The following is a 16781-nucleotide window of genomic DNA, read 5'->3' as shown; positions in this document are numbered from 1 at the left end:
GGTACGCGGTCATGGCCGACGCATCGCAGCTCGGAGGGCATCGTCGAGCATCGCGACGAACATCGCTTCCGTCGGGCGATGGTCGCCGCGCATCGACATCTCCGTCGCGCCGGCGAACAGAACGTCATCCGGTCGCGGCTTGATCCGAACGAACGGCGGAAGCCCGTAGCGAACGGCGATCCAGTTCGCCCATATGCGGGCCGTGCGTCCATTGCCGTCAGCGAACGGATGGATTCGGATCCATTCGCCATGAGCGTACGCGCACAGGCGCACGATCGCCGCGACGACCGGGGGAGCCGAAGGAACTCGGGCCGGCGGGACGGCGGCGTCAAGCGCCATCACCACGGCCGAGGTCGCGCTGACGAAGGCGTCGAGGGCCGCCGGGACGTCCCGGGCCCGCACAGCGCGACTGCTCCCGACGGCGACTTCGTAGTCGATCAGGCATGGGAAGAGCGGATCGCTGTCGCGTACCTGGCCGACGTAGTCCGGATGCGGCACGGCGACGCCGTCGTAGATCCGACGGTGCCACTCGAGCGCGGTCGCGACGGACGGTTTCGGTCGGGTGCTGGAGTCGGCCTCGATCAGAGGCCACAGGCTCTGGAGATTGGCGATGATCCTCGGCAGATCTGCGGGGCGGTCTTCGTTCCACGCTGGACACGACGCCAGAGTCAAACGCCGCGCTCGAAGGTACGGGCGACCCCGAAGGGATCCTCGTCAGACCGCACACGGAGGGCGGCGACGGGCTCAGGCAGGCCTTCAGCATCGGCGAATGCGGCCCACGCCTCCGCTCGCCCTTCGCGGCGATAGGAACGGAGCAGCTCGATCGTCCTCGAGAGGCCGCTCTCGAGGCCCAATGCGAGCACGTGCAGCTCGCGCTCGATCATTTCTTCCGCAAGCTGGTTCATCGACGTGTGCTGTCGCTCGGCCACGACCCGCAACATCTCGCGGGTACGCTCGTTTTCGAAGCGCAGCGGGAAGGCGGATCTCGTGCGGCGGACGGTCGTCATGTCTCGGAGCTTAGCTCTGCGACATCAGATGTCAAGGAATGACATCACACCCCCGGGATGGGCCAAGGCCGCTTCCGGAGAGGCCGGCGCCGGACTATCGGCACCACGATTAACCTGCCCACTGCCGGCCGGACCGTCGCACTGAGGGGAGCCGGGGCGTTACCGACCCCTCCGAAACGTCGTCGATCCCGTCCGAACGGTGCCGATTCCGTCCGCGGGGGCCGCGATCGGGGCTCCGGCCGCTCCCGTCGGCTCCTGGAACACCCCCGACTTCGCTCGGTCGCCAGGCGGACGATCGGTCTGCCCAGGCGCCCGGGAGAGCCCCTCAGCCTGCTCCGGCGACGCATCGGCCACGCGGGCGTAAAAACGGCCTTACGCGAGTCTCGTGATGCAGGTCAGCGAGCGCCTTCGAGCACTCGGAAGCTCACGGAGGGCATGACGCGCGCCACATCCTCGCGGAATGGCAGCCCGTCAAGGAGGACGCCCTTCCGCTTCGGTGACAGGATCTCGATTCCGATCACGGAGCCGTCTGCGGCATAGTTGATCCCTCGCGCGTCATCAAGACGCACCCGGTGATCCCACGGCTCATCGCTGACCGTCAGATACGCGGCATCGATTGACGCGTCGTACTCGAGCAGCAGATCCCTCATGGTTTCAACCCCTTGCGCCAGTTCGACACCACGCGGCCACCATGTCATCGGGATCCTCGTACGTTTGTCTGATCAGTCCTCTTGTTGAAGAGTAGGGGGCCGCGGGCCCGGAGTCGACTGGATAGGCGGGAACGCCGCTTCATCCGTCCGGCGCCTCGCGGCCTCCAGGACGGCCACCGCCCGCTTGCGCGTTACGGTCGGAAACTGTCGCAGGAACTCGTCCAGCGTGTCCCCTGCCTCGAGGTGCTCGAACAGGGCGTCGACCGGAACGCGGGTGCCGGCGAACACGGCGGCCCCCCACGCTCGATCGCCCGACCGGGTGACCAGGGGCTTTGGCTCAGCCATCGTGTCACCTCCTTTCGACTGCGGCCTCGTCGCTTGTCCACGTACAGTAGGCCGACGTCCAATCCTGAGTCCACCGCCTACGCCGCACCCGCCAGTCTGTCCGCCGGGCGGCCAGACTGGAAGTCTGCGGCCGGTCGGAGCGGCCCGCGGCCTGCTGTTCGTACCTCCTGCGCACCTCACGCGTGGTAAGCGCAGGCCGACGGGAAGTGTGGCGCGGCGGCAGGTCCGCCACGCTCGAACGCTCGATGCGTCGCCTCGGATCCGTCCGGATCCTGGCGACGGCGCTCTCTACGACGCACCGGGTGCGTAGGCGGAACGACGGGCCGGAACCCGAGGACGGCGCGTCGCTGCCACCTGGGCGGAGAGCAGCTCGGTCACCGCTGACGGATCGGCCGGGAAGCCCATGAGGAAGCCCTGCCCGAGGCGGCAGCCAAGCCCGACGAGCGCCTCGCGCTGCGCCGATACCTCGATCCCCTCGGCGATCGCTTCGACGCCCATCGAGCTCGCGATCTGGAGGAGGTTCTCGACGAGGGCGGCGGATCGGCCGCCCGTCTCGAGGGGCGCGATGAAGGACTGGTCGATCTTCATGATGTCGAGGGGCACCTTGACGAGGTTCGTGATCGTCGAGTAGCCGGTCCCGAAATCATCGAGGGCGACCCGCACTCCGCGCGCTCGCAGGCGCGCGAGGATCGGCAGGCTCCGCTCGATGTCGAGGACGACGGATTCGGTGATCTCGACGACGAGATCGGCGGCGGCGATCCCGGCCTCGCCGATCGCCCGTTCGATATCGTCTGCCGTCGCCGGATCACGGAGCTGGAGCGGCGACAGGTTGACCGAAACGTAGAGCGGCTGGGTGGGGTAGCGCCGCTTCCAGACACCGAGCTGGCGACACGCCTCCTTGACCACCCAGCGGCCGACCGGGACGATGCGGCCCTGCTCTTCGAGCATCGCGAGGAAGTCGGCCGGGTTGAGTCGCCCGCGCTCCGGGTGATCCCAGCGGAGGAGCGCCTCGACGCCGACCATCGAGCCCGACGCGAGGTCGACGATCGGCTGGTAGACGAGGGCGAACTGGCCGGCTGCGAGGGCGTGTTCGAGGTCGGTCCGGAGCTGGAGGCGCCGGACCACGTCGACGTGCGCGCCCTCCTCATAGGACTCGACGCGGTTCTTGCCGCGCTCCTTCGCGAGGTACATAGCGATGTCGGCGTTGCGCATGAGCGAGCCGGTGTCCGCTGCCTCCCGCGCCTCGGCGACGCCGATGCTCGCCGTGACCGTGAACTCGCGTCCGAGGACGGTGATCGGCGCCGCGATCTCGAGGAGGAGACGGTCCGCGATCGCGCGGGCCGCGTCCGGCGTGGCGCAATCCGGGAGGATGACGCCGAACTCGTCGCCGCCGAGCCGGGCGGCGAGATCGGACGGCCGGAGCGCCCGTTCGATCCGACTCGCGAGCTCGGCGAGGACGACGTCGCCCGCCGCGTGACCTGCCGTGTCGTTGATGCGCTTGAAGTCGTCGACGTCAATGAAGAGCGCAGCGAGCCGCTCGTCGCCGATCGCGAGCATGTCGGCGAGCCGATCGTGGAACACGCGCCGGTTCCACAGACCCACGAGCGGGTCGTGATCGGCGGCATGGCGCAGCCGGCCCTCGAGGCGGCGGCGCTCGATGATCGAGGCGTTGATGTCGCCGAACAGGTGCGCGATCCTGAAGAGGACGAAGACTGTCAACGCCGTCGAGGTCACCGCGACGCCGTAGAGCTTCTCCGGTGACGTCGCGACCCCGGGCAGCCACAGCAGGACCGGCGGGATGAGCATGGCGGCGCCGAGGCCGACGAGGCGTGCGCTCGACCGCCGCACGTCGGCGAGCCGAGGAGGCCGGAGCGCGCTCTGGACCATCCGCGGGTGGAGAGCGGCGGCGCCCCAGAGGACGTAGCCGATCGCCCAGCCGGGGTCGACGAGGCCCCCGAACGTACCACTCCCCTCGAGCGTCGCGAACGTGTAGGCGAAGTCGCTCGCGAGATAGGCAATGGTGCCGACGACGAGGAAGAGCCGGCCGATGCCCATGCCGGCCGGTGCGAGGACGATCCGCACGGCGATCGCGAGGAGCACGAAGTCCATGAACGGATGGACAAGGGCGACCGCATCGCCGGGGTTGAGCCCGCCATCGGTGATCGTCCCGCTGAGGAAGGCGACCCAGGCGACGACGCCGGCCGAGGCGGCGACGATGAGCGCATCGAGCATGGCCGCGATGTCGCGGCCGCCGCGCCGGCCACCGACGAGACCGGCGAGTCCGAGGGCGAGGACGCCATAGCCGACGAGGTAGATGGCGTCGGCGATCGGCGGCAACGGTGCCGCCCCTGCCCTGGCCTGCTCGAGCACGGAGTACGTCAGGTCGCCGAGTGCGAGGAGGGCGATCCCGCCCCCGACCCCGATCCAGCGGCCCGCGTTCGTCGGCCGGTGGAGGAACACGCCGACGAACACCGCGCCGGATGCTCCGATTCCGAACAGCGGGAAGAGCCAGCGATGGTCCAGGTTCGGGATGGCCGCGTACAGAGCCGCTGCCGCGAGACCGAGGGCGAGGTAGACGATCCAGGCGACTCGGCGGGCGGCCGGAAGGCGTCCGACCCGGGAGGGTTGATCGAACGTCGGTGCGTCAGGCCTCATCGGCGGGCCCCGACGTCGGGCTGCTTCGCTGGGTCATACCGCCACTGTGCGGCTGCGCAGGGCGACTGCCAAGGGTGACCCTTGGGACCTTGTGGTGCACTTCGGTTCCTGCACCAACCACGGCGAGCGCGCCGCCTCGACGAGGTCGCGGACCGTCGCCAGCGCCTCGTTCGCCGGATGCCGCCCCCCGCGCCTGCCGAGGCCGCGAGCTCAGCGGCTGAGGACATTCGAGACCGCGCCGAGGCACCCGGCGAGGATCCCGAAGGCGATGACGAGCTCGCCGAGGCGCGGGTTGCGCCGCTGGAGGTTCGCCGCGCAGGCCGCGGCGAGGGCCCAGACGGTCAGCTTGGCGACGATGAGCGGGCCCAGCTGATGACCCTCGACGAACGCCACGGCGATCGGGTTCCGCTCTGCCCCGATGCCGTGTTGCCCGATCATGGCGAGGAACGTGACGAGGTCGGCGAGCTGTGCCAGGCCGAACAGGGTGAGCCCGAACGGGGAGAGCAACGGGGACGTGGGGAGGGCCGGCGGGTCACTCGTCGCGCGCCGCGGCATCGTCAAGCGCATCCCCCGATGGTAGCGACGGTCACCCCCGCCCGTCGGTAGCGGTCGAGCCGATCCGCCGCAGCGTGAGAGCCTTCTCATCCACCCTTCATCGCTGCCATACGTCGGCGGGGCGAGGATGCGGTCGTGCCCGTCGAACGAACGCGCCGTCCCCCTGATTCACGTCTCGTTCATGTGCCGCAGCGAGGATCGACTCCCATGAACGCACTCGAGACGCGCAGCCTGTCCGCCGCGCCCGGAGCCACGGGCACCGACGAGCGGGTCGAGATCATCACCAACCACCTGCGGGCGGCGGGCACGGTCGCCATGGGGCGGTTCCCGCGCCTGTCCGACCTCATGAACCTCGGGGCCGGCTTCTTCGTCCTGCACGACGCCGTCCTGCTCGATCGGACCGGCCGGCCGACGTCGTCGGACACCGCCCCGGAGCTGTGGATCGACCGCGACGAGATCGCCTTCATGGGCGAGCCGACCGTGGCGCCCTGGGCCCGCCGCGAGGAATCGCTCCTCGTGCGCAAGGCACCCCGGCGGATGCTCTTCATCACCGGCGGCCACCTCGTCCGGGGCGATGCGTATCTCCACGAGGAGGCGTGCCTGCCGGCGTTCGTCGAGTCGGCCGAGTCGCGCTTCATCCCGCTCACCGGCGTGATCGTCCGCCAGCTGAGCGACCGGCGCCTCATCGCCCGCTACCCGTTCGGTCTCGTGAACCTCACCGCCGTCGTCGGCGTCAGCGAGCTGCGGCCGGCCCCCGGCGCGATCGGATCCTCGCAGGACTCTCGGAGCTGATCGTCGGGCTGCTCACCATGGGTGGCGCCCCGAGGTCGTGTACTGGAAGGGCGTGCTGAAGTGGCTCGACGGCCTCGCAGTGGCCGCGAGCGGATGGCGACACTCCCGTACCCGTGCTGGACGCCGATCGGGTCATCGAGGAGGGGTACCATCGGACTGTGGCGACGGAGACCGGCCGCGCGCATCGTAGCGAAGCCCTCGATCGAGGGTGGCAATCATCCAGGAGGCCATCCATGGCACTCTTCAACGCACTCATCGCATCCTTCCATCGTGACGAGGAAGGCCAGGGTCTCGCCGAGTACGCACTCATCCTCGCGCTCATCGCGGTCATCGCGATCATCGCCCTCATCTTCCTCGGCGGCCAGGTCAAGACGATCCTCAGCAACGTTGGCAAGTCCATCTAGGCGCGTCTCGCGACCAACGAGAAGCCGGGCCGCGGAGGGCCCGGCTTCTTCGATTCCGGGGCCGGACAGGCGGTCGTCGGGGAGGAGGCCGCGGGCGCGCCGCAGCTGCGTGTGGGCCAAGACGCGACCTCGGCGCCGAGAAACATCCTGCCGGCGAAACCAACGCACGCCGACCAGCGTCGGCTACCGACGACGGGCTCCCGGACCGTCCGTTCCCGGGGATCCCTCGCCAGACCGAGGTGCTCGGTGGTGAGCCCCCGTGTCGCCGGACACGCTGAGATCTGCCGTCGGGCCTGCGGCACGGGGCCGATGAGCGTCGCCGTTGGTCGCGGGTCGGCCCCTACCGGGCCCGCGGCAGGACAGAGATCGGCGGCTTGGGCTCGGGCGGGCGCGGCGTCGGCCAGCCGAGCAGCTCGGGCACCGTCACGAAGCGAAAGCCAGCCTCCCGGTAGAGGGCGATGACCGTGGGCAGGATGAGGGGGGTGAGCGCGGGCCCCCCGTGGGCGAGCAGCACGGAGCCGTTGGTGCCGTCCATGGCCGCCGCCACGAGCTGGGCCGGGGTGGCCCACCGCGAGGTGTCGGCGGCGCTCGTGTCCCACAGCAGCGTGGTCGGGAAGCCCGCTACCCTCGCGACCTCGAGGAGCGCCGCGTCATACGCTCCGTAGGGCGGCCGGAAGACCGGCAGCATCGCCACCCCGGTCATCGACTGCAGGATGGCCCGCGCCTCGCTGAGCTCGGCGGCCTGGGCCGGCGGTGCGAGGCGGGTCATCCAGGGATGGCTGCGGGTGTGGTTCGCGTAGGGGTAGCCGGCCGCCGTGATGGCCCGCCACAGCCCTGGATCGCCGAGCGTGGCATTGGCGTAGGGGAAGAAGGTCGCCGCCACCGACGAGCGGGCGAGGACCTCGAAGATGGCGCCGGTGCGCAGCGCCGACCAGTCGTCATCGATGGTGAGCGCGATCACCCGGGCGTCGCGTGGCCCGTGGAAGAGCGGGGCGAGCGCCGCGGCGCGCACGGAGGGCGCGGCGGCGCTGACAAGCACGAGCTGCCCAGCCAGCGCGAGGAACGCGCGCCGCGAGATGCCGCCCATCTGCCGATGCCGTCCTCCGTGCGAGACGACCGCCGAGAGTGCCATCGTAGGCGGGCCTGCGGGCCCCGACCATGGCCCGTTTGGCTCCATCCGTCCGCCGGCCGGCGGGCAGGCCCCGCCACGATCGGCTCATTCCGGCGCCGACGAGTTCCGCTGCACGATCCCGGGCCAGGCCGAAGCCGGGATGAACGCACTCGCGAACCTCGACTGACTCGGGCCCCGAACCGACGGCCATCGTCCCACGGGTCCATGAGCGGACCGTGAATCTCGGGTGACCACGGCGCGCCTGGGAATGTTAGGGAACCTGGTCGCGTCCACAGCGCCGCTCGGTGAGCAAGTCACCCTCCCGCGGTACCCGAAACCGAGCGCCCAGGCCTGGACCTGAACGGACCTCGCCGGGAGGGCGGGGTCCGTTGCGGTTACGGGAGGGGGCGGGAGGGAGGTACCGCCCCGGATGGGGTCAGTAGAGCCAGCGGGCCTGGTACTGCTTGGAGGCGACACCGCTGCTGTCCGTGCGGATGCTCGTGTGGGGCGAGAGGGCGCTCCAAGGTTCCGTCCACCTTCATCGCGATCCACACCACGCTCGTTGGACCCATCCTTGCCGCTCTCCACGCTCGACCGCGGCACACAGGTGATCGGCGTATCCTCCCCGAGGAAGTTTGGCGGGCCGACCGTCGGGGAGGCTCCCGCCGACGAGGTCAGGCACCATAGAGACGGTCGAGACGAAGGGAGCGCTGATGTCAGAGATGCCCGAGAGGCAGGACGTGCAGCTCGTCATCCACAGCGGGGCGCTTTTCAGCGGGGTGATGAAGGGGTTCGGACTCATCTTCACGGAGGACCGGGTCATCGGCTCCAAGGACTTCACGGAAGACCACTTCATTGAAGCTGCCCCGCTGAGCGATGACGGCTTGAAGAAGGTGGTGAGCCTCCTGAAGCACAAGCAGTTCGAGGTGCTCTATTCGGATCTGCAATCGGTCGAGGTGAAGTCTCCCGGGAAGTTCAAGCCTGGAGCGTTCGTCTTCCACGCCACCTCGGGTGACGAGCAAGTGAAGATCGGCGGCACGTTCGGCTCGCGCTTCAGCGGCGTGAAGGACATCGGCGAGATCGTCTCCGACGTGCTGGAGAAGTTCGTACCCGGCAAGGTGACGCGCTGAACTCTCGGGCCGTCCGCCGCGTCGATTGACGGGCATCCGGGCTCCTCAGCCAGAGCCTGGGCAGCCGGCGCCGGTCCGGTTCCGCTCCGTTGACGATCGATCTCGACTCGAGAGCTGCCTCTTCGCCGGACCCGCCCCGGGCCTTCCGAGGTCGCGAGCTCAGGGCCAGATCCCGATCCGACGGCCGGAACCCGCGACCGGACCTCCCGCGGGCCGGCGGACATGAACGGACCCCGCCGGGAGGGCGAGGTCCGTTGCGGTTACGGGAGGGGGCGGGAGGGAGGTTCCGCCCCGGATGGGATCAGTAGAGCCAGCGCGCCTGGGTACCGGAGGACGAGCTCGGCGCGTACGTCGAGTCGCCGAGGAACTTGACGAGGAACGACTCCCAGACCTTGGATCCGGCCTGGTACTGGTAGTAGGCGACACCGCTGCTGTCGGTGAAGATGCTCGTGTGCGGTGAGAACGCGCTCCACAGCCCGTTCGATCCCTTCACCGCGATCCAGACGCCGAGCCTTCGACCGGCCATGGCCGGGCTCGTCTGGAAGCGGACGGTGATCCACGAGCCCACCGCGACGATCTTCGTCGCGTGGCTGAAGCTGAAGCTGGACTGCGTCTGCCCGACGGCCGTGTCACTCGGGATCGTCACCGACGTCCGGACGCTGGTGCTCCCGATGAGGAACCCGCTCGTCGTGGCGGCCATCCAGGCCGGATTGCTCGTGGCGGAGAGGGTGTAGTAGCTCGCCGAGGCGAGGTTGATCGAGCAGCCGGAGAACGTCGCGACGCCGGCCACAACGGTCCGGCTGAGGCCGCTCGTGCAGTACAGGGTCCCACCGGCCGGGTTGCTCGCGATGGCGAGCGTGACGACCGTCGAGTAGTCGCTCGTCACGACCTGGTTGAGCGAGTTCTGGACACTCACGACCGGCTGCTGGAGCCAGATCGCGCCGGCCCCGCCGCCACCCGGCTGGGTGCTGAAGGCGAGATGCTGGGTGCTTCCGATGAGGAACGAGCCACTCGTGGCGGCGGTCCACACCGGGGTGCTCGTGGCACTCAGGGTGTAGTAGCTCGCCGAGGCGAGGTTGATCGAGCAGCCCGAGAATGTCGCCACGCCGGCCACCACGGTGCGGCTGAGACCGCTCGTGCAGGTGAGCGTGCCGCCCGCGGGGTTCGTCGCGATGGCGAGCGTGACGACCGTCGAATAATCCGTGGTGACGACCGCGTTGGACGCGTTCTGCACCGCGACGACCGGCTGCTGGAGCCAGATCGCGCCGGCGCCGCCGCCGCCCGGCTGGGTCGTGAAGGCGAGGTGCTGCGTGCTGCCGATGAGGAAGGCGCTGCTCGTCGCGGCTGTCCACGTCGGCGAGCTCGTGGCGGAGAGCGTGTACGTGTACGGCGAGGCGAAGTTGATCGAGCAGCCGTAGAACGTCGCATAGCCGTTCACCGCGGTGCGGCTGAGACCGCTCGTGCAGGTGAGCGTCCCGCCGGCCGGGTTCGTCGCGATGGCGAGCGTGACAATCGTCGAGTTATCGCTCGTGACGACCGCGTTGAGCGAGTTCTGAACGGCGACGACCGGCTGCTGCGCCCAGATCGCGCCGGGCCCGCCGCCACCCGGCTGGGTGGTGAAGGCGAGGTGCTGGTTCAGGGTGATATTGAACGCGGTGCTGGTCGCGAGAGTGAGGGAACCACTCGTCGCTTGCAGGGTGTATCCGACGCCCGGGTTATTGATCGACAGGCTGCCGAACGTCGCGATCCCGTTGACCGCGCTGACTGGGTTCGTGCCCGAGAGCGCGCCGCCACCCGGGTTCGTCGCGATGGCAAGCGTGACGCTGGCCGTGCTGTTGGTGACGACCTGGTTGTTGGCGTCGAGGATCTGGACCGTCACGACCGGGGAGATCGGCGCGTTGGCGGACGTGTTGGACGGCTGGGTGCCGAAGGCGAGATGCGTCGGGGTGCCGACGATCGTGAAGCCGGCGCTCGTCGCGGTGGTGAGCACGCCGCTCGTGGCCACGAGCGTCTTGCCGACGCCGGAGTTGCTCATCGTGAGGTTGCTGAATGTCGCGACGCCGCTGGCCGCCGCCACGGTGAGCGTTCCGCCGAGCGTCCCGCCGCCCGGGTTCGCACCGATCGCAACGGTGACATTTGCCGAGCTTGTGGTGACGACCTGACCGTTGACATCCTGGACCGCCACCGTGACGGGCGGCGAGATCGAAACGCCGACCTGGGTCGTGCTCGGCTGAGTGGTGAAGGCGAGTTTGTTCGCGGCACCAACGATCGTGAATGCGCTGCTGGTCGCGCCGGAGAGTGAGCCCCCTGAAGCAAAGAGCGTGTAGCCGACACCGGCGTTGTTGATCGAGAGCGTGCTGAACGTGGCGACACCGCTGCTTGCCGTGGCGGTGAGTGTTCCAGTGAGCGTCCCGCAGGACGGGGAGCAGGGGTTGTTCGCGATCGCGACGGTGACGACGGTTGAACTGTCGGTCGTGACAGTCGCGTTGCTCGCGTCCTGGATCGCCACGGTGACGCTCGCCATGGTCGCGCCGGCGGCGGTCGTGCTCGGTTGTGCGACGAACGCCAGGTGCGTCGCGGGACCTGCCGCGCTGGCCACCCCCGGCAGCAGCGATGCGAGGAGCGCCGCGGTGGCGATGGCCCCGAAGAATCCACGTCGAGTTGGTCGAGTCGGTTGTTGCATGACGAATACCTCCAGGGCGAATGATGGGCGCCGGCGGCCGATCCGTCGAACGGCACCCGTCGGTCCGCGGCCAACCCCGAGCGTATCGAGGCCGCAGGCCTCTTCATAGGATGGAAACCCGCCCGGGGCTACGGCGAGATCACGCCGATCATCCCATCGGCGTGTGAATGGACCGTGAATCCTGGCCGAACCGCCTGCGATCAGCGGACGGCGACGCGGACCACCGGGCTCATATTCGTCGCGTACGACGCGGTGCCGGTCACGACGGCCCGCCAGTACCAGCTCCCCGATCGCGGCAGCCAGTCGAAGACGGCCACGCCGGACGCCGACGTCAGGCGGCCCCAGCTCCCCGCGTACTCGTACGTCCGGCGAAAGGGGTCGTAGCGGTACAGCCGGAACGAGACGCCCACGGCGCCAGCCGGCGAGACGGACGCCGTCACCCGAACCGCGCGACCGGCAACGACGGACGATGGCGCCGAGACCTTGATGCCCCGGCGCACAGAGACGAGCACGTCCGCGGAGGACGCTCCGAGCGCGCTCGTCCCGGCGTACGCCAGCCGGTATGTCGTCGTCGACGATGGGGCGACCGACACGGACCCCTGGCCGTCCGTCAGCGAGATGGACCCGATCGACGTGAAGGCCGTCGCTCCGCGCGGCATGGACAGGACCTCCACCGTGACGCTCGGCGCGCCGCCGAGCGTCACGGTCAGTCGCGCGGAGGCCCCCGCGAAGACCGTCGTCGGCGTCGCGGACACGGTCATCGAGGTCGCCGCGACATCCGTGAAGACCCACGATCCGAGGGGAGCCGGCGCGTTGCCGGCGATGTCCGTCACCATCCCGAGCGTCGCGATGTACAGGGCGCCCGCGGTGAGCGGTGCCGACGGGACGAACGAACCCGTCCACGTCGTGGCGTCATAGGTATACGTCCCCGCAATGAGGCTGCCGTCCGCGGCCTGGACGATCATCCCGCCGGCTATCCACGAGGCGGGATCCATCGGCTCGTTGAAGCGGATCGTGAGCGTGGGTCTGGGACCCCCGACCTGCCCACTCGGGGGCGGCTGGATCTCAACCGCCAGCGGAGCGACCGTGTCGATGACGATCGAGGCGCTCACGGCCGGCGAGACGAGGCCCACCCCATTCTGGACGCGGGCCCACAGCGTTCGGGGACCGTCGCCGGGCTGGAACGTCCACGCGGTCTGCGTCTGATACGGGGTCCAGTTCGTCCACGCGACGCCGTCCAGGCTGAACGACATCGCGACGACGCCCGAGAGGTCGTCCGCGCCCTGCACCTGGACCGGGACAATGAGCTGGTTCGTCGCGGGGCGCCCGCCGGCCAGGCTCATCGAGACGGTGGGTGGGGTGTTGTCCGGGACCTGCTGGACGACGAGACGGAACGTCCCCTCCACGTTGGACGCACCGTTGAGATCGAGGTAGTACGTCCCGCCGAGCGGGGACGCGACGGAGAGGGATTCCGTGCTCGTGGGACCGGTGGACTTCGCGACGAGGCCCGTGGTGCCGTAGACGGTGGTGGCCGTCGCATCGAAGAGATAGAGGTCAAAGTCCGTGCCGCTCGTCCCCGTCAGGCTGACGAGGATGATCCGGCCGGGCTGGACATACAGGCGGTAGACGACGTCGTAGATCGGACCGCCGAGCGTGCCGCTGACGAGCGGTCCCGGCAACGGCGTCCCTGGGATGTTCGACGAGCTGTCGGCGAGCACCGGCACGGGGACGGCAACGAGCAACGATGCCCCCAGTACCACCGAGGCGAGGGTGACGATGAGGCGATGGCCGACGGTCGAGCGCTGCATGGTCAACGGAGGATACCCCTGAGATGCCGAACGGCCGGGGCGGAAGCCCCGGCCGTTCGATCTGTCTCAGCGATGACCCGGAGGGCCATCACCGAGGGAGTGCTCGAAGGTTATCGCCAGCGAGCCTGGACGGCCGCCGACCAGGTTCCCGTCGTCGCGCTGTAGGCGCGAACGGAGACCCAGGCCGGGGTCGAGGACTTCCACCAGAAGTTCGCGACTCCGGCGGAGTTGGCGAGTCGGGAGGTGAGGAGGGTGAACGCACCCCAACCACCGGCCGAGTTCTTCCTGGCGAACCAGATCTGGATGAGCTTGCCAGCCTGGCTGGAGCCGCCATTGAACTGCCACGTGACGTACTGGCCACGGACCGGAAGCTTGGTCGCGGTCGACCACGGGCCCTGGTTCGGCGGAATGCCGAGGGCGTTCGCGGCAGAGATCGGGGCCGGGCTGCCGATGGTGGCGTTGGAGACGGTCGAGAGGAAGTCCTGCGTCGTACCGCCAAGGTGAATGTCTTGTCCGGAGACACGGACGAGGACGGTGCCCAGGTGGGCGTCGGCCGTCGTCGTGTAGTGGATGTTGCTGATCACAAGCGTGCCGTTGCCGCCTGTGGACTGCTGGAGGACGGTGAAGCTGAACGACGTCGAATACCTCGTCAGCACTTCGCCCGTCGCGCGGCACGGCGTGAACACGTCCACCGGGCCGATGACGAGGCCGCTCCCGGACGCGGTGACGACCGGGACACTGGCGATGTCAGAGGCCTCGAGGAACGTGTCCTGGATCAGCTGCGCCGCGGAGCGTGGCAGGATCTCGACGCAGATGACCTCGTTGGCCTTCAGCTGGCCGATGCCGGTCTCCGCGATGGAGATGCTGCCGGCGGCGGCACTGGTGGTTCCGGGCGCGATGGCCGGCTGCGACAGCGCGGTCACCACGACCTGGTTGCGATAGACCGCCGTCGCGAACTGTACGGTCGCGGCGAGCGTGAGCGAGCTGACGAAGGACGACGAGCCGATGTACAGGCCGGCGGCAACGCCGCCGGGGGCCTGATCGGAGGTCACGTTGATGAGCGCGCCGGTCGCCGCGCTCGGCGCAGCGCCGATGACGATCGTCGACGCGGTGGTGCTGGCGGTCCAGACGGTCCACATGTAGCAACCGCCGCCGATGTTGGTGCCAACGACGATATTGGTGGTCGAGGCTGCGGCGCCATCCCGGAGGATGAGGTTGCCGCCGCCCGTGCCACCGACGACCATCGCGACTGGGGCCAGCGTGAAGGCGTAGGTCACGCCGACCGGGCAGATCTCGAAGGTGTTGGTCGCCGTGCCGATACCGTCCGTGAAGAAGCCCGCGGCGGCTTCCTTGAACGTGATCAGGCCGGCGGTCTGGTTGTTCTCGCCGATGTAGACCGTCGGGCTCGGCGCCGAGGCGGCGATCCCACGGAAGACGACGGCATTCGTGTTGGTCGGCGGGAGAACGGCCTGCGCCGCGCTCGTCGTGAGGCCGACGGAGATGAACGTGCCGGGAGCGACGCTCGAGGCGACGTCATAGAGGATCGGGGGGACCGAGAAACCGGTCGACCCAAGGGTGATCGTGGCGGCAGTGCCCGTGGACGCTGTATTCACCGTGACGGTCGCGGTGGTTCGGCTCGCCGAGATGACGGGTGCCGACAGCGTCATCGCGCCGTTGTTGTCGCTGACCACGGGTGCTGTCGAGAAGACGACGCCCGGCGTCAGGATCGTGAAGGTGAAGGTCGAACCGGCCAGCAGGAAGCCCGCGGAAGGCTCGGTGAAGAACAGGTTGCTGGCGAACTGGCTGCTCTCACCCGGGTAGACCGTGGCGTTACCGGACGAGCCGTAGCTGACGGCGGCGACGACGGTGCCGGGGGATGCGAGCGTGGTCGACACCGCGCAGCCGTTCGATTCGCTCACGACCTCATTGGCACCGTGGACGTTGGCCGTCGCGCCGATGGTGAGGGTCTGCTGGCCCGCAGCCGGCGTGTTCGCCGCGCTGGCCGTCGTCAGGGCGACGGACTCAGGGCTCGTGGCGAAGGTGAGGGTGCCGGCGCTGCTGAAGAGGCAGCCCGGGCTGGTGTTGTTGACGATGACGGAGGTTGCGCCGGAACCGATGCCGACCGAAATGGTGCCGGTCGCAGTGCCGCCGCCCGAGAAGGCAGCCGCTGCGGCGCCGGCGTTCGCGAACTGGGGCGCGGTGGCCGCGGTGATCGACGCCCTGATGGGGCCGAGGGTGGTGCCAGGTGCGGCCGAGATCTTCAGGCCGCTGATGAAGATCGACTCGATGTTGTTCACATCGGAGCCGGAGATGCCGATGGTCAGCGCATTGCCGGCGATGCTCGCGTACGCGCCGAGCGAACCGGTGGATCCGGCGGTGCTCGGGGTGCCGACGAAGCTCACGCTGCCCGCTCCGGGGAGGGCGGGAAGGATCGTGACGGTGAACGTGCCCGGATTGTTCGAGAGCGAGGCGATCGCCTGCTCGGTGAACGTGAAGCTCACGTTGGCTGCTGACGTGCCGCCGACCGGCACGTTGCCGGCGTTGCCGACGGTGATCGCCGCCAGCGCGGTCGGCGCGACCGCTGTTGCGAAGAGTGAGGCGATCAGCCCGGCACTCATGCCGATGCTCAACGCCTTCTTCTTGATACTCAAGTGGTGTTCCTCCAGTGAGGGTTACGTTTGACGATTCCTGGGTGATCCGGAAGCCGCGCTCCCGGGTTCGGATCGGCCCCTCTGCTCCTTTCGTCAGTCCCCGATCCGGCTGTGGTTTCCTGCTACCGATGCCTTCCGGAAGGCCCGGAACGGCATGACGCGCCCTGCGCGCCCTGCAGTTACGGCGATGTGCTGGACGACGCGCCCTGCGTCGCTGCGGGTGAGGCCGACGGAGGCGGCGTGCGACGCGGCTTGACCGTCGGCGAGGGGGTGGGTGTTGGCGTGGGGGTGGCCGTCGCGGTCGGCGTCGGCGAGGGCCCGATGGTCGGGCTCGGCGTCGGCGTGGGAGTCGGCGTCGGGCTCGGCGTGGGCGTGGCGCTCGGGGACGGCGACGCGCTCGGCGTCGGCGTGGGTGCCGGGCTCGCGGTGGGAGCGGCGGGGACCGGGGTCGCCGAAGCCGCCGGAGTCACGCGCGGTGTCGTGATCGGTGCCGGCGTGCTCTGGGCAGTCTGAGTCGGTGTGAGCGTCGGCGTCGCCACGGGCCGGATGGTATCACTCGACGCGAAGCGCGGAAGGTTGGAGCCGACCCACGTGGCCGCGAACACGAATGCGCCGCCGAGGAGGGCGACGGTCACGATGGTCACGACGACGGTGCCGGTGGTCCGCATCGCGCCGCGAAGGACCTGCGTGCGGAGATCCGAGAGCCACGACCGGTGCTCGTGCCGGCGGGCCCGATCGGCGAGCGCGGCGACGAGGATCCGCTCATCCAGGTCCGGCGTGGGCCGCGGCGTGGAGAGGGTCGCGAGGAGGGCGAGGACCCGGGTGCTGCCACCGAGCTCCGCCGCGCACGCGGGGCAGCCGTGGAGGTGGGCGGCGAGGCGGGTCGCGCCGGCGGCGTCGAGATCGTCGACGAGATAGGCGTCGATGAGGCGGCGCGCGGCGACGTGGTCGATCGGATGCTCGGTCACACCATGTACATGACCGCCGGGT

General features: G+C 69.4%; 14 protein-coding genes. 3 read left to right on the top strand and 11 right to left on the bottom strand.

The features are described from left to right. Positions 1–9 precede the first annotated feature (9 nt). The 6 genes from IVW53_04340 to IVW53_04315 all read right to left on the bottom strand — a co-directional run bounded on the left by IVW53_04340 (position 10) and on the right by IVW53_04315 (position 5224). Positions 10–672 (bottom strand): Fic family protein, encoded by a 663-nt coding sequence (locus IVW53_04340; protein ID MBF6604794.1) that lies wholly within the window; start codon positions 670–672, stop codon positions 10–12. Further along, the gene (locus IVW53_04335; GenBank protein ID MBF6604793.1) at positions 669–1007 is read right to left on the bottom strand and encodes a hypothetical protein; all 339 of its coding nucleotides are present in this window, start codon (positions 1005–1007) and stop codon (positions 669–671) included. Before IVW53_04335 ends, IVW53_04340 begins: the two co-directional genes overlap by 4 nt. Before the next feature lie 395 nt (positions 1008–1402). After that, a complete protein-coding gene (locus IVW53_04330; protein MBF6604792.1) occupies positions 1403–1705 on the bottom strand; it encodes a DUF2283 domain-containing protein in 303 nt (100 codons plus the stop codon). Between the two features lie 24 nt (positions 1706–1729). After that, positions 1730–2002, bottom strand: coding sequence for a DUF433 domain-containing protein (locus IVW53_04325; GenBank protein MBF6604791.1), 273 nt, complete (start codon positions 2000–2002; stop codon positions 1730–1732). A gap of 288 nt (positions 2003–2290) precedes the next feature. After that, a complete protein-coding gene (locus IVW53_04320) occupies positions 2291–4657 on the bottom strand; it encodes an EAL domain-containing protein (GenBank protein MBF6604790.1) in 2367 nt (788 codons plus the stop codon). Positions 4658–4867: 210 nt separating this feature from the next. After that, the gene (locus IVW53_04315; protein ID MBF6604789.1) at positions 4868–5224 is read right to left on the bottom strand and encodes a hypothetical protein; all 357 of its coding nucleotides are present in this window, start codon (positions 5222–5224) and stop codon (positions 4868–4870) included. Positions 5225–5419: 195 nt separating this feature from the next. Between IVW53_04315 and IVW53_04310 the strand changes: the two genes are divergently transcribed. Together IVW53_04310 and IVW53_04305 are read left to right on the top strand one after the other, a co-directional pair. Beyond that, a complete protein-coding gene (locus tag IVW53_04310) occupies positions 5420–6004 on the top strand; it encodes a hypothetical protein (GenBank protein ID MBF6604788.1) in 585 nt (194 codons plus the stop codon). A gap of 233 nt (positions 6005–6237) precedes the next feature. Then, complete coding sequence (locus IVW53_04305) at positions 6238–6408, top strand: Flp family type IVb pilin (GenBank protein MBF6604787.1); 171 nt, start codon at positions 6238–6240, stop codon at positions 6406–6408. A 340-nt stretch (positions 6409–6748) separates the two neighbouring features. Here the strand turns inward: IVW53_04305 and IVW53_04300 are convergent, their stop codons facing one another. Next, complete coding sequence (locus tag IVW53_04300; protein MBF6604786.1) at positions 6749–7540, bottom strand: polysaccharide deacetylase family protein; 792 nt, start codon at positions 7538–7540, stop codon at positions 6749–6751. Positions 7541–8232: 692 nt separating this feature from the next. Between IVW53_04300 and IVW53_04295 the strand changes: the two genes are divergently transcribed. After that, positions 8233–8649, top strand: coding sequence for a hypothetical protein (locus tag IVW53_04295; protein ID MBF6604785.1), 417 nt, complete (start codon positions 8233–8235; stop codon positions 8647–8649). A 301-nt stretch (positions 8650–8950) separates the two neighbouring features. Here IVW53_04295 and IVW53_04290 read toward each other — a convergent pair whose 3' ends face one another. The 4 genes from IVW53_04290 to IVW53_04275 form a co-directional block, all read right to left on the bottom strand. Next, the gene (locus IVW53_04290) at positions 8951–11332 is read right to left on the bottom strand and encodes a hypothetical protein (GenBank protein MBF6604784.1); all 2382 of its coding nucleotides are present in this window, start codon (positions 11330–11332) and stop codon (positions 8951–8953) included. Positions 11333–11532: 200 nt separating this feature from the next. Beyond that, positions 11533–13146 carry an Ig-like domain-containing protein gene (locus tag IVW53_04285; protein MBF6604783.1) on the bottom strand — a complete coding sequence of 538 codons (1614 nt, stop codon included), beginning with the start codon at positions 13144–13146 and terminating at the stop codon, positions 11533–11535. A 104-nt stretch (positions 13147–13250) separates the two neighbouring features. Further along, positions 13251–15791 (bottom strand): hypothetical protein, encoded by a 2541-nt coding sequence (locus IVW53_04280; GenBank protein MBF6604782.1) that lies wholly within the window; start codon positions 15789–15791, stop codon positions 13251–13253. Positions 15792–15970: 179 nt separating this feature from the next. After that, the gene (locus IVW53_04275) at positions 15971–16759 is read right to left on the bottom strand and encodes a zf-HC2 domain-containing protein (GenBank protein ID MBF6604781.1); all 789 of its coding nucleotides are present in this window, start codon (positions 16757–16759) and stop codon (positions 15971–15973) included. Between the last annotated feature and the right edge of the window lie 22 nt (positions 16760–16781).

Source organism: Chloroflexota bacterium, assembly GCA_015478725.1.
Classification (GTDB): Bacteria; Chloroflexota; Limnocylindria; order Limnocylindrales; family CSP1-4; genus C-114.
Note: the sequence above shows the minus strand (reverse complement) of the source record. Positions and strands in the feature narration are given on the sequence as shown.